The 13,971-nt window shown below is 67.7% G+C and carries 8 protein-coding genes; all 8 read right to left on the reverse strand.

Annotation, left to right across the window (positions count from 1 at the left end):
- Nucleotides 1-3,360, reverse strand: coding sequence for a contractile injection system tape measure protein (locus EV216_RS04720; protein ID WP_132693916.1), 3,360 nt, complete (start codon nucleotides 3,358-3,360; stop codon nucleotides 1-3).
- Nucleotides 3,357-5,672, reverse strand: coding sequence for a hypothetical protein (locus EV216_RS04725; RefSeq protein ID WP_132693917.1), 2,316 nt, complete (start codon nucleotides 5,670-5,672; stop codon nucleotides 3,357-3,359). Before EV216_RS04725 ends, EV216_RS04720 begins: the two co-directional genes overlap by 4 nt.
- Nucleotides 5,669-6,529: a hypothetical protein gene (locus tag EV216_RS04730; protein WP_132693918.1), complete on the reverse strand. Its 861-nt coding sequence runs from the start codon at nucleotides 6,527-6,529 to the stop codon at nucleotides 5,669-5,671. The genes EV216_RS04725 and EV216_RS04730 overlap by 4 nt, the downstream gene beginning before the upstream one ends.
- Entirely contained in the window at nucleotides 6,526-10,446 is a 3,921-nt protein-coding gene (locus EV216_RS04735; RefSeq protein ID WP_132693919.1) for a hypothetical protein, read from the reverse strand. The genes EV216_RS04730 and EV216_RS04735 overlap by 4 nt, the downstream gene beginning before the upstream one ends.
- A 95-nt stretch (nucleotides 10,447-10,541) precedes the next feature.
- Nucleotides 10,542-11,459, reverse strand: a complete 918-nt coding sequence (locus EV216_RS04740; protein ID WP_132693920.1) for a hypothetical protein — start codon at nucleotides 11,457-11,459, stop codon at nucleotides 10,542-10,544.
- Nucleotides 11,459-11,896, reverse strand: coding sequence for a GPW/gp25 family protein (locus EV216_RS04745; protein WP_132693921.1), 438 nt, complete (start codon nucleotides 11,894-11,896; stop codon nucleotides 11,459-11,461). The genes EV216_RS04740 and EV216_RS04745 overlap by 1 nt, the downstream gene beginning before the upstream one ends.
- Before the next feature lie 3 nt (nucleotides 11,897-11,899).
- The gene (locus EV216_RS04750; RefSeq protein ID WP_132693922.1) at nucleotides 11,900-12,190 is read right to left on the reverse strand and encodes a PAAR domain-containing protein; all 291 of its coding nucleotides are present in this window, start codon (nucleotides 12,188-12,190) and stop codon (nucleotides 11,900-11,902) included.
- 13 nt (nucleotides 12,191-12,203) lie between these two features.
- A complete protein-coding gene (locus tag EV216_RS04755) occupies nucleotides 12,204-13,970 on the reverse strand; it encodes a phage baseplate assembly protein V (protein ID WP_132693923.1) in 1,767 nt (588 codons plus the stop codon).
- Nucleotide 13,971: the final 1 nt, after the last annotated feature.

The raw sequence follows: 13,971 nt of genomic DNA on the forward strand, positions 1-13,971 counted from the left end.
CTACCTCCAGTCCACGCGGCAGGGCTGCGCCATCCATGGCAATGCTACGAAACCGATGCTCCAGGGCAGACGGTCCAGCAGCATGTCGAACGGCCCCGGATCGACCGCGAGGCGTGGGCCGTCCTCGGCATGGCGCAGGATGCCGCTGCGGCGGATGAAGGTCTCACGCAACCCTTCGGGCGAGGTATTTCCCAGCGCGCTCCAGCGGTCGGTCAGAGATCGAGTCAGCCCCTCGACAAGGTCCGGATCAGGCCGGTCTTCCGGTTCGGTGCCCGGATGCGTCCAGTCCGGCGGCAGGCCGAGCAACAGCCGTTCGACGGGATCGGTCGGGCGCGGCTCCGATGATGCGCCATCGCCCAGCATCTGCAATGCCGCGCGCGCCAGCAGCAGGCGTTCGGGGCAGATGGCACGGGAGGCGTCCAGCAGTTCGAGCCGCTCGAAGAGCAGCGGCAAGAACGGATGGAACAGGATCAGCCCGGCCCGGATGCTGAACTCTTCCAGGCCGAATTCGCCGCGCGACCGTGGCGCTGGCGCGGTCGGCCTCAGCTGCCCGCCATCGCCCGGTCCGACCTCCAGCGCGACCCGGTCAAGCGCCTCCAGCACCTTCATCCTGAGGGCGGGTGACGTTCCCGGCGCGGGATAGCCCAGCCGTGCAAGGAGATGACGCAGGGCGAAGCGTCGTCTGGCCGGGTCGGGCTCGATGATCCGAAATGCGTCCCGAAGAAAAGCCCGGAGATCGTGATCCGGTCCTCTCGGCGCCAATCCGAGGCGAAGAACCAGTCGCCAGTAACGCGGATCGTCCCAGGCGAGCACAAGGGCATCGCGCGACGGTGCGACCGGTGGACGGACCGCCGCCTCCATGTCGGCGCCATCACCGTCCTGGAACTTCCGGACAGCAGCATTGCTCTCGCCCGAAACGGTTTCGTCGCAGGCCGCCCGTGCCTCTTCCGGCAAAGCCGACCAAACGAGCGCCAGTGCCTCCTGCCAGTCGATCAGGATCGGCGCCGGAAGCGCCCGAAGGACGGCTGCGAAGGTCGGGCGCAACTCGGCAAGAGCGGCGGCAGGCTGCCCGGCCACAGAAACGGCGGGACTGGACGCCCCCGAAAACGGCGTGACCTCCCGCGCTCTGGCGCGCGCATCAGCCTCCGAACCGTCGGGCCGGTCGGGATCGCAGCCGATTACAGGCGCCGCTGCTGCACCCGATCCGGTTGCCGGAATCGTGCGACCACCGTCCCGGCGATCGGGCGAGGCCGCAGTCGGCCGCCCGTTCGGCGCATCACTCGGATCCACGCCCGGAGCTTCGACCGGGTTCCGGACCGACTCGCGCTCGGTAGTTCGCGCGCCGCGCATCGGATCGCTGCCCGGTCCGGGAACCGCCATCGGCGGCTGCGCTTCGAACTCCCTGCCTGAAGACCCGCTATTGGCCTGCGGAATGGACACCCCACCGGAAACCGGCTGTCCGAAGGGTGTAGTCCGCTCCGACGATGGTCCCCCATCGCCGTCATGACGCAAAACATCCTGCGGGCGCCGATCCTTGCCCAGGGGACCGGGCGGACCCGAACTGGCATTACCGAAACCAGGCAGCGCCAGATCCTCGTTCAGCCCGAAAACCGCGTCCAACACCATCGAAGAATGGCCAAGGGACAGGAAGATGCCGCGCCAGGCCCGCATCATATCCTTCGGCTCCGGTGCCGAATATCCGGACGAGCCGTCCCCGCCCTGGTTCGCGGCGCCCTGCTCGGGCGGTTCCCTGCCGGTGCCCGCATGACGCGCAGCCTCGATGTCTACATCGCGACCGTCCAGCAGCGCGGTCAGAACATGACGCAGGGCCAGCACAGGCTTGTCGGCTGTCGCTCGCAAGGCCCGAACGGACTCGACGAACTCCGACGAGTCGGCGGGCGCCAGCGCACCGACCCAGTCCGCGAGCGCACCCGCGGGAAGGCGCCCCATCTCGGCGAGCACCGCCGCGCGGTCGCGAACCCAGGCGCCTCGCAAATCGGCGGTCTTCGTGGTCGAAACAGCAAGGGTTCCGTTCCAGACAACGTCCGACGCCGGGCGTCCGAGTTCAGCGAGCAGGCGGGGAATGATGCGGTCCGGCAACCGTATCGCGGCTTCGTGCCCGTAGCCTACCCCCTGCAGCAGAGCGGCCAATCCGTCCGCCAAGGAGCCCCACCGCTCGGGCGTCATCGGTGGTACGGAAATACGGCGGGCAAGACGGTTGATCCGCACGGCCCGGTCACCAACGGGTTTGCCGAACCGGGGATTGTCCGGGAAGATCTGACGCTCGAGATCCGAAAGCGCGGCATCGGACAAGCCGCTGAAGGCGGCGCGGAACTGACCCGCGAGGGTCATGGCCGTCCTTTCGACTTCCCGTCCCGATCTCTCTTCTGTCGCCAAACGCGCGGCTTGCTCTTCCCGATTTGTCCTGGCCGACGCATCCCCCGTCCTGGTCGCGTCCAGATCGAAACTCTCCGCTGGACGGTACAGCGACCGGCCCTCGAAACGCGAGGCGACCTGCGCCACAACCTCCGGGCCAAGACGCTGGACAAGGAAGGCCGCGCACGCGGGATCCCCCAGGATCGCCTCGCGCAAAGGCGCCCGGTGGTCCGGGTGCGCCCGCAGCGCTTCTGCGACTTCGTCGGGCAGGCATGCACCATCGCCCTGCATCGCGCGCAACAACCTTTCGAGGAGGGCTTCGGGATCCACCTCGGCCCGTTCTGCGGCGGGCGGGTCTTCTGCCGGTAGCAACGCTGCGCGTCCGGGCCAGCCTGACCCGCGCCTGCCCGCCCCTGCCAGCGCCTCGGTCAATCGGTCACGGAATGCGGCATCCGGGTCGGGCCACGAATCCGCATGCCCGGACGGGCCGCCCGTCGCAGCGGCTCTGCCGGTGTCCGAACCTGTCCCGTGCATCTGGTGCGGTTTGCCGGCTCCATCCGGCGCCCCGCCCGGTTTGACCGCGGCACCGTCACGTCGCAGGCCCGTCGGCGCCAGAATGGCCCCTGCTGGCGCTGCGGGGAATTGCTGCTCGGGGTTCTCCTTTGACCTTCGGAGATAGGGTGCAAGCGCGGTTTCCAGTGCCTCACGGAAGGCCGCACGCACCTCGTTCCAGTCCGGATCCGCGGGAAAGGAGCCGAGATCGAGCTCCAGACGCTCCACCTCTGCGGACAGGCCCACCGCCCCAAGCCGGTGCAGGCTCTCATCAAGCGCGGGCAACAATTCGCGGCGGATCGCTGCCAGAAGCGCCTCGGGCGTGGATAGCGGGCCGCGGGCCGAGGTTGCGGCAAATTCGACGACGACCTCGCCGATCCGGTGACGCGGCCCGGCCGCCGCCGCCCGGCCGCCGAACCGTGCCGCGCTCATGACGCAATTCCGGCTGTCGCGCCGATCCCCGGGATCCGTCCCTCCACGGCCGCCAGCCGCGCCACGGCAGCTTCAAGCCGTGTCCGATGCCCCGCGAGGGTCAGAAGCGACCGGATTGCCGCGCCGCGCGCGCGATCGACAGGTCGACCGGTGACATGCAATTCCTCGAAGCGCACCATTTCCCCGAAGGACAACCACAGCGGCCGGATCAGCAGATGGGCCGGGGCAAGGCGTTCGACCAGATTCCCGACATAGGCACGGTAATCTTGCCCGCGGCTGCGACTGGTCCAGCCGGTCAGCACCAGCGTCGCGCCATGCGGTGCGAAGGCCTGCGTGTCGCCGCGCAACAGGATATCCTCGACAAGGTAGACGCCTTCCGCGGCCGCGTGCAGCGCGCGCCAGCCATTGCGGATCCGGTTGGCCATCTCCTGCGCCCGACGCCTGTTGCGGTCTGCGCCGCAGACATATAGTCCCTCCGGATTTCCTGCGTCGAACAAGACGCGCCAGCCCTCGGCCGTAGCACCGGGAGCGACAAGCCAGGCGTCGGGATCGGCGGTCCGGTGGAACAGATCGGGATGAATCCGCCCGTCCGCGACCCAGGGCGCGGCATCCAGAAGCGACCCCGCCTCCAACGGCCGGGCCGCGGGGTCGCGTGGCACGCGCATCTCCAGCGGATTGGCGAGGCGAGGAAGATCTTCACGTCGCAGGCCCGGCGGCGGGATGACGGCCCCGGGATCCGGGTTCAGGTCGGCGCGGCACATCGGCGCGGTCAGCGCGTCGAGGCCTCCGAGGCGCAGATCGGCCAGGATCGACAACTTGGCGAGAAAGCCGCCGGGCTCGGTCCCGTTCGGTCCCGTCCCTCGCGCTGCATTCGCGCGCGACAAGGCCCGAAGATAGCGGATGCGCCATTCGAGTTCGAACCGCTCGCGTTCGTCGCGGCTGCGATAACGGTGCAATCCCGCATGGCGGGTGGGCGGCATCTCCTCACCCTGCAGCGCGATCAGGTAGTCGAGAACCTTGATCCGCTGGCGCCGCTCTGCCGGATCCCGGGTGTCGCGCGCCGTTTCTGCCGCTAGCAGGCGCGGCAGCCCGGCGAGCGTGCCGGACATCCCGGCGAGGTATTCATCGATCGCAACCCGATAGGCTGCAAGGTCAGTCTGCGCAGGAGCGCCGCGCCCCGGCATCTGGCGACGCGCATCCGCTGTGGCGGGCGTCAGTCCGGCATGTCGGCCGCGATAGAGGGCGGGCAGCAGCGAATCCACCGGCACATGGGCGAAGTTGCGTCGGCGACCATCGCGGCGCACCGCCCAGTCCCGTGCATCAAGATGATGCCGCGCCCGGGCCATGTGCTCGGTGGCCACGCGGATATACTCCTCCCGGACCCCCACCGCATCGAGTGGCAGCGCCACCCCATCAAGCCGCAGGATCACCAGCACCGGTTCGCCTTCGTCGGGAAGGACGAGCTCGCGATATTGGCTGCCGTCGGCGGCAGGGCTGCGATCATGGTGGCCCGGTTGCGGATCGAAATCCTCCAGCGAGATCGGGCCGATCTCGGCAATGCCCGGTATGGCGCGCAGCACCGACAAGTGGCTATCGAGACCCGGCTCGGATTCACCCGGCACCGCAGGAGCGTGCAGAAACACCTCGGGTCGTTCGTAGACCTTGGCCCTTGTCGCCGACTGCTCGGTTTCAGTAACATCAGCCTGCCCGCGCAGGATCGCTCCGACATGGAAGTAGAGTTCCGCCGCAACGCGCCCGGGCAGGGCGGTGGGCGCGATGGCGACCTCGGCCACAAGGCGCACCGGACGGCGCCGACTGACGCGGATACGGTCGATATCGCAGCAAAGAGGGCGATGGGCGTAGAACGCCCGCCTCGCCGCATCGAGCGCAACGGCATCGGCGACCTGTGGATCCGGATCGAGCGGATCGGGTTCGGGGATCACGTCGACCTCGTACAACCCGTTCCGACCAGAACGGCGCACATACGCCCGCGCGACGCCTTCGGCCTCGGAGATCAAAGCCGCAAGGTCGCGCCCGGTCACGGGGTCGGTCGGCAGCATCTCGGCCGGGTCGAACAGGGCCAGTGCGTCGTGATCCAGCACGCCGTCCGTGCCGGTCAGCAGGTCGCGGGTCGCATGGGCGTTGCGGTAGCCGACCTCGGTCAGCGCAAAGACCGTCTGCTCCAGCAGCGTCACGCCCGGGTCATGAAGGTTGAAATCCGTCCAGAGCTTACCCGACGCGGCCTGTGCTGCCATGATCGCCCGCTCGCGCAGTTTCTCGAAATCGGGAGGGCTTGGTACGGAATCGGTCACAGCAGCCCCTCGTCACGATCGACATCTGATCTGCGTGAACCCTCCATCCTCGTGTCGAACCACAGTCGCATGAGGTAGTAGCGAATCCGAATGCCCTCGCCGTAATCGGCGTTAGAGCGCAGTTGCAGCTTGAAATGGTGCCGTTCGCCGTCGGCGATCCAGCGCAGCCGCAGGCGGTCGGCATAGCTGCCATAGACCGCTGTCTGGGCCCTGATACGCCGCCGCCCGAACAGCCAGTTCAGGATCGGGTTACGCGGATGGTAGGCGTTCATCGCGATCGCGTGCAGCAGCGCATAGCGCCCTTCCTGCACCGGGCCACCGGCGCCGGCCATCACCTCGAAGGCCTGGCAACCGGTCAGCGATGGCGTGATGTCGTGCCAGTCGCCATCGGCAGGCACGTCCGGATCGGCCTTCAGGGTAACGCCGATCCGCCCGGTCATGCGTACCACACCGGCCACGTCGAGCCGCCAGCGGGGGTCGCCGACATCGACACCAGCCCGCCCGTCGCGGGTCAGACACAGTCCGGCGGCCGCGGGCGCGCCGGGTTTCGCATCGGGCGGCGGCGGCTCAGCCCCCCACATCGGTCGGAAATGCAGCGCACCGGGGTCCTGCCCTTCGGCAGTATTGCCATGCTCGACCACCCAGGACGGCGCTGGGCTCGACAGGCCCTGATAAAGGCTCATCACTCTCAGCGAAGACCCCACCGAGTTGAGCTCGAGCCCACCGGTCGGAGTCTTCAGGAATCCGTCCTCCACCTGGTTGACGGAACTGTCGATCAGGTCCCGGAAATGCTCGGCCGTCGGCAGAGCGCCATCTCGGAAAAAGGACTTGAGGGTGGTGCGATCCTGCTTTGTCACGAATTCGTCCTCTGCCGCACGATGAACATGTCGCCGATGGCAAGTCGGCCGATGCCGCTCTGGACCGGATCTTCCTGCGCCCTTTCCGAGACCGTGCTCAGCGCGTGATCGCGCACCGAAATCGGCAGCCCCCACGGCCTGAGCGGCCGGATGGTCGGCCCATGCGCGCCCCGTTCGTCCTCCTGCGCCGTATCCAGAAGCGCATAGGTCCGGTCGTCATGGGCGGCGAGATGCAGCACCGAGAAATCGCTGACACCACGAACGTAATCCAGCGACTCGATACGCGCCCGCAGTGCCTCGCGATTCAGCGACCAGCCGAACCGCGCAAGCTCGGGCGGCGCCGTCCACACGTTGAGATAACACCCGATCTCGGCATTCACCCGCCGGGCCATTGCGCCATCGTCTCGGAAATGGTCGAAGGCGAGCCGCGCGCGGACCTGAAGCCGTTCGAAGGCCGGATTGACAACCTCGATCTGCGCGAAGGTCGGGGCATGGGCGAGCAGGAACTCTCGCATCCGGCGCAGGCTGCTGACGTCGAAGAGTTGTGGGCCGGACGCCCCTTCGTCCTCCAAGGTCGACGCCTGCCGGACCGCGACCAGCGTGACCTCGCCCGGTGCGGGACGGGGCGTGGCGCGGCTCAGGTGAGCCAGGCATTTCACCATCCAGACTTCGGGAAATTCCTCGAGCACCATCCGTTCCATATCCCGTGGGGTTACAGCCCGCTTCCGGTGCGCCAGCCGTTCGGCCACCCGGGCGACGAAGTGCCGCTCTGTCTCGGGCGGGCGCAGCGCCACCGGAGCGATGACCTCGCGCATTGCACCCAGCCCGGGCTGAGGCGGCTCGAACCGCCATGCTCTCCGCGCCTGCCCCCCGAAACCGTCATCGTCGCGCAATACGCGCAAACCGTTCGTCTCAACCCGCGACAGGGCCGGAAAGATGTCGAGTTCGGACCCCGTCGCCACAGCGGCGAGCCAGACTCCCTTGCCCGGCATCTCGGGCGAGTCCCAGGCCGCATCTTCGGGCAGGTCGACCATCACCAGTCCCGAACGCATCAGCCCCGCCGTATCGTCCGACAGCACGGCCGTTGCCGGCAGCGCGGTCCAGCCGGTTTGCGTGAGGTAGAACCAAGCGATGGGGTTCGGCTTCGGCTCCAGCCGCAGATGCCCGCTTTCGGCCACCTCGAACAGCAGCGCCAGCGGCCCGGTGGCATGGGGGCCGTCGAGTTCGATGAACAGGTGGCCATGGCCGAGACGCGGCGGCAGCAACGTCACCTCACGCCGCAAGCGACTGGGAAAGACCTCGATCCGGCCGAAGGGCGAAACCTGCACCACGCTTGTGCCCGGCCGCGCGGAATCGGGCGCATTCAGCGCGACCGTCTCGGAGGCCGCGTAGTCCAGGACAAGGTCTGCCGACCTGGGAACATAGGGGGCGGGCGGCATCTTTCGTTCGACGAAGGGCAGCCGAAGGGGGCGCATCGCCGCCATCAGCGCCAGGGGGTAGCGGTCGGCATGGAAGCCGTCCGCCGTCCCCGACAGCGTCAGCCGAACAGCGCCCGCACGCATGTTTTGCCGCGCTTGGAAATCCTGCGAAGCGGGCGGGGCGGCGGCCGGGACCGCCTGCCCCGGAATCGTCGCCTCGAACCGCCAGTCAGGCACCAGTTCGCCCGTGACCGGCACGCGATGGAACAGTGGTACCGGTGCGTCGGTCACAGTTTTCCAGCCATCCCCGCCCAGATAGGTCACCGCAACCTTCGGGTCGGGGGTTTCCTCGGCCTGCGGATAGTGCCGGTAATGCGCCGCGAAACCGCCGATCGGGTCGGGCAGTTCGGCCCATTTCAGGGCGAGACCGACCGCGGTGACGGGTTTGAGCGCAAGTTCCGGGCAGCCCACGGTAAAACTGGCACCATCGCCCGGGCGGTGGCCGAAGGGCATGAAGGTCTGGTCCGTCGCCACCGGACCGGTGTCGGAAAACGCCGCGACGCGGCGCAACCCCTCCGCCCGCACATCGAAGCGCAGCGCGGTCACCCTGTAGCGTTCGAAGATCGAGGCCGGGCAGATGCGTACTGTGTCGGCTGCGCGGATCGAGAGCACCGGCGCCTCGGCGCCTTCGGGTGCGGTCACGGCAGGGAGCGATGCGTCGAGCTTTAGCCAGATGCGCATGCCCCCTTCGTCCGGCGCGCGGTGGGGAAGCAGCTTGGTCCAGGTCGCGGCGCGAGGGCCGCCCTTGGTGCTGAGCCGCACCGTGAACGCGTCGCCAAGCAGCTTCTGAAAGATGTCATCGAGGCTGAAGACCAGCGTCCCGTCCGGGTTGCGGGCGAAGGTCTCGAAGATCATGGAGGGTCCGGCATCGTCCCGCCCGGCCGGGGACTGCCCGCTCAGTTGGTCCCGGCAGGCATCGATCTTGGACTGTAGCATCTGCCAATAAGCACCTTCGGGCAGCGGTTGCCCCTCCACCAGCGCCAGCGTCACGATCCGTCCCAGCAGCACCCGCAGCGGCTGCAATTCCAGCACATAATGCGCCAGAACCTCGTAGATCAGCGCCAGAGAGGGTGTCACCGCACGGGCGCGCGCGGTCCGGGCCACCTCCTGCGCGATGGCGCGAAGCCGCGTCTCGGCCGTGTCGAGTCCGAAGGACCGCAACAGTTCGGTATCCGAGCGGAGCGCCAGCAGAATCTCGGGATCGGCCGCTTCGCCGGGATCCGCGTCCGGCGCGCAGGGCGCAGACCCAGCCGCAAGTCCGGAGGATCGCCGCATGCTCAGCGTCAACTCGATCCAGCGCTCGCCTTCGGCCAGAGCCAGCATTGGCGAGCAGATGTCCAGACCCATATCGACCGCCGCGGTCGCGGAGGCGGCGAAGACGCCCTCGCGTACCGATCGAGGACCGGGCGGATAGAGGGCGGCACGAATGTCGGTGATGCCGGCAAGCGCGGCATTGAAGGAAATCCGCGGATCCGCATCGTAGACCAGAACCGCGGTCGAGGCCACATGGGCGGGACTGACGCTGACCGGCCCAGCGGTTACAAAGCGCTGCTCTGTCCCGTCGTCGGCGCGCGCGCGCAGCTCGCTGCCCTCGGGCAGATAGGTCGGCCTGGCACTCGGCGGCAGATGCAATAGCACGCTTTCGCGCGTGGCAGGCCGGGGTCGCTGGCCGATGATCTCTCCGTAATAGAACGCCATGTGTCGCGCGACAAAACCGTTGATGATCGCATCGACATCGGCGCCCGCCTGCAGTTCGGCGATGAGCAGACCGAGTGCAGGATCAATCTCACCAGAGGTGATCCGGGTCTGGAATGCGACAGCGGCGGCGGGCTGAAGGCTCGCGACGGCATTTCGCAAGAGCGCATGCGTCGCCCGAAGCTGTGCCTCGATGCGGATCAGCCGCGCGATCTGGTCCTCCGGCCCGGCCTCGGCCCGCGGCGCACGCCCGGCGTCGACCGCCTGCACCGCCGTCATCACGCCCTCCGTCATCGGCACGGCAAGTCCCGGCAAGCGGGCTTCGAGCGCGCCTTCGACATTGAGACGCTGCAATTGCTTTGAGAAGGCTTCCGGAAGCTGCGTGCGAATTCTCGCAATCCAGTCACGCAGCCGCCGGGCGAGCGCGCCGACACGCGCCACGGCGCCTTCGGGATCGTCCTCGAGTGCGATGGAGAAGAGTTGTTCCTCATCCTCTGCGCGAAACGCCAGAAGCTCGGCAAGAAGATAGGCGGGCTCGTTCAGGAACAGCCGCGCGAGCGTTGAAATCTCGGCCTCGGGCCGCAGGTTCGTCCCCTCTGCCCCCAGCCGCCGACCGGCGGCACAGAACGTCTCGGCAAGCGTTTCGGGCCGCGGACCGAGATCGATCGGATCGAGCGGCCCGGGCAGGCGTTCATCGCTCAGCGACCCGGGGGGCACGCGGATATCCTGCCAGCGCTCAATCACGGCTGACGCCCCCGACGACAATTGCGGTCTGGAACCGGCTCCATCCGGCCGCGAGTGCAGGGCATTTGCACGCAGGGAACAAGCCGGGCATCGCGCTACGCTCCCCCGTCCGAGAGGAAGACGCCAATCAGGCTTCCGGCATCGGCCTCGATCAGGAACACGCCTCCGAACCTGGAGGGCGGGCCGCCCTCGGGCGCGGCGAACTGCGCGGCTTCGAAGCTGGCGCGCAGCTTCGGAACCGTCCGCCCTTCGGCGAAGGGGCTGGTCGCGCGGCCGTCGGCAGTCACCACCCTGATCGAACCCTGGCCGCTGCTGATCACGCGCGGACCGCAATGACCGAGATTGCTCCAATCCAGCGCCGAGAACGGCAACGCGCCGCCTTCGGTCGCTCGAAGTCCGGAAAGCGTTACGGCGGATCGCCCGGCGCCATAGCCGATCTCGACCTCGAAACGGCCATGGGCGGTTGTTGTCGCGATCCCGCCCTGACCATCCGCGAGATGCAGCGTCACCTCTGCCCGGCCAGAAAAGCTTCGGTTTCCAGTGGTCGGCAGATCCCGGCCCGCCGGGCTTGGCCCCGTCACGATCGGCCCGGCATAGTCCACGCCATCGTTAAGATAGGCGAAGTCGTGGATCGCGGGCAGCGGATCGCCAGAAGGAAAGCCCGGCCATGCCGCTGCCGAAGACCGGCGCAAGAAGGACGGCGCGCCGCCGTCGCGAGCCTCGAACCAAGGCACGGTGCGGTTGTCGAAGAACAGATCGCGCGGCACCCCGCTCCGCCGCAGCCGTCCTTCGACAGCAAAGAGCGAGTAAGTGGGGGTGCCCTCGACCTGGCGCAGATAGGCGCCGACGAGGCCCGAGCCCTCATAGCGGCTGATCAGGCAATCCTCGACCTTTCCCTGCGACAGATCCTGCTGCACGGTGTCGAGCAGCACGCACCCCCCCAATGTCCCGCAAAGCGCCAGAAGGGTCGCCCGGGCCGCCAGCACGAGATATGTCCCCTGCGCTGGTAGCATCAGTCCGCGGGCTCCGGCGGCCCCGAGATCAGCGTGCCCTCGGTGCGGTAGAACGGAAACACCCGGTTGTGCCGGGCATTGGTGGCGCGCAGCTTGTAGTCGAGCCGAATGCGGATCGTCCCTTCGAGCCACCCATCGGCGCTGACCTCGACGCCGAGCAACGTGATGCGCGGCTCGAAGAACAGGATCGCGCGCGAGATCGCCACCTCGATCCCGGCCTCTGTCTCGGAGTCGAGCGGCTCGAACACGAGATCGTGCAGTCGGCAGCCATAGCCGGGCTGCATCACCCGCTCGCCCGGTCGCGTTGCCATCAGGATCCGCAGGCTCTCGGCGATGTCGTCCTCGGCCTCGACCAGCATCGCGGCACCGTTCTGCGGATCGAAGGACGGCGGAAAGGCCCAGCCGCGCCCGAGGAAGGAGGGATCGTCCTGCCGCATCGCCTAGCCCCCGATCATCACGTTCGGCGCACCGATGACGATGATCCCGCCATGGGCGGTGCTGTCGCCCATGCGCGCGGCAGGCTTGCCGCCGATCATCACCGTGGATGACCCCTTCACGATGCTCGTCGGCGGGCCGACGCAGGTGCAATTGTCACCCAGAACAGCGGCCGGCCGCCCCGCGATCAGAACGGTCGGCACACCCGGCCCGACGATCGGCCCACCGACATGGGGCACGATTCCGGTCACCATGGGGCAGGTATGCATGTCGGTCAGGCGTGCGGCGGGGGGCATTTTCGTCATCCTCTCAATTGATCATCACCATGGCGCCTTTGACGGTGGTCTGACCGCCCGCCGAAAGCTCGGCCGAGGCCCCGCCCTTGGTCGTTAGCTGGGTCTGCGCGTTGGCCGTGACGTTCATCCCCGACAGCGTGGCGTCGCCGGTGGCAGTGACGTCGATCTTGCCGGTGGCCTTGATCGCGATGTCCTTGGGACTGTCGATCACGATGCCGCCGGAGGACATCTCGATGCTGTTTCCATTGGAATCCTTCAGCGTGATCGACTGCGCATCATCGTCCATGACCATGCTGTGGCCGCCGGGCGTCGAGACGGTGATGATTTTCCTGTCATCGTCGAATTCGATCTTCAACGCCTCACGGGTCTGGATCGTCTTGAGCTTGTTCTCGGCCTCGGGCGTGATGGGTTGTGCCGCCTGGCCGTTATGCAACGCTCCGATCACAACCGGCGCATTCGGGTCGGAATTCATGAAGGCCACCACGACCTCGTCATTCACCTCGGGCATGAACTGGATGCCAGCGCTGCCGGAGGCATAGGGCTGGGCAAAGCGCGCCCAGATCTGGGCAGGCTCGGCCCCGATCAGGGGCAGCTTCAGCTTGATGCGCTGGCGGCCGTCCGGATCCTCGTGGATCTGCACGACCTTTCCGATGTGAAGGCCGTGGATCGGCGCGGTAAGCCCTGCCGCGAAACCTCCCGCAAAACCGTCGCCGTCCGAAAGCCAGTTGGCAGGCTGGCCCAACTGCGCGCGGGTCGTCCAGCTTCCGGCAACGATCTCGTGGACGACACCCGAAACGAAGGCGTTTCCGCCGAAATGGGCGCCAATCCCCTTGAGTTCGATCATCTTGCCCGGCTCCGCGACCCCGCTGCCAGGGAATGTCACGCTGCCTTGGATCGAACAGAGCACCGAACGCGCCAAGCGGCTGTCGGCGAAGGTCTTGATGTCGGACGGCTCCAGCTTGACGGGCGATGTGAAGATATGCGCTCGATCGCTCGGAACCCCTGCGAGTTCGGTGCTGGACCGATCGCCCCAGGTCATGGTCGGAAGCGCGCCGCCCTTACCCTCGACGGCGTCCTGGGCCGCGTCGTCCCATCCGAGTCCACCGGCCGTCTTGTACAATCCTTCCGTGTTCGCCTCTGCGTCGAACGCGACGATATCCTCACCCAGCGTCAGCGTCAGAACAGCAGCGGCGGACATGTCCGGCGGGGCCGACGTCACCTTGCCCGCATCGACCGTGATCAGATGGCCATTGCGGTCGGCCAGCAGGCGCATGAAATCCCAGCCGGTCGCATCGTGGCGCAACTGGTCGCGGGCGCTGTCGGTGGTCGCGGTCACCTCGACCGTCAGCCCCGCATCGCTGACGATCCTCGAGAAAATGTCGCTGTCCTTGCTGGCCGCGTAAAGTGCGGACTTCCGGCCGCGGGTCAGCGCGATTGCCTTGTCCCGGCACAGAAGTTCCAACCGCGGGCCGCGGCTTTCGGCGATCCTCAGCCGCTGCGAGACGATCACGCCGGAAAAGATCTGCTGATCCTCGCCGCTGCCGTAATGGGCGGCGATGGTGATTGCCTTGCCCAGCCCATAGGTGGCAGCGTCCACCTCGGGAAAGGACTGCTCGGGGATCGAGCCCGCCTCGATCACCACCTGCGCCTCGGGGATGCGGTTCACCTCGCGCCGCACCCGGACCGAGACGACCATCGTAGCGTCGGGGATCGCCGAACCCTCGGTCCTGATCGTCACCCCGACGGGGCCGTCCGCGTTCGTGAGGGGACTTTCGGCCATG

The sequence above is a fragment of the Rhodovulum steppense genome (assembly GCF_004339675.1).
GTDB classification, from domain to species: Bacteria; Pseudomonadota; Alphaproteobacteria; order Rhodobacterales; family Rhodobacteraceae; genus Rhodovulum; species Rhodovulum steppense.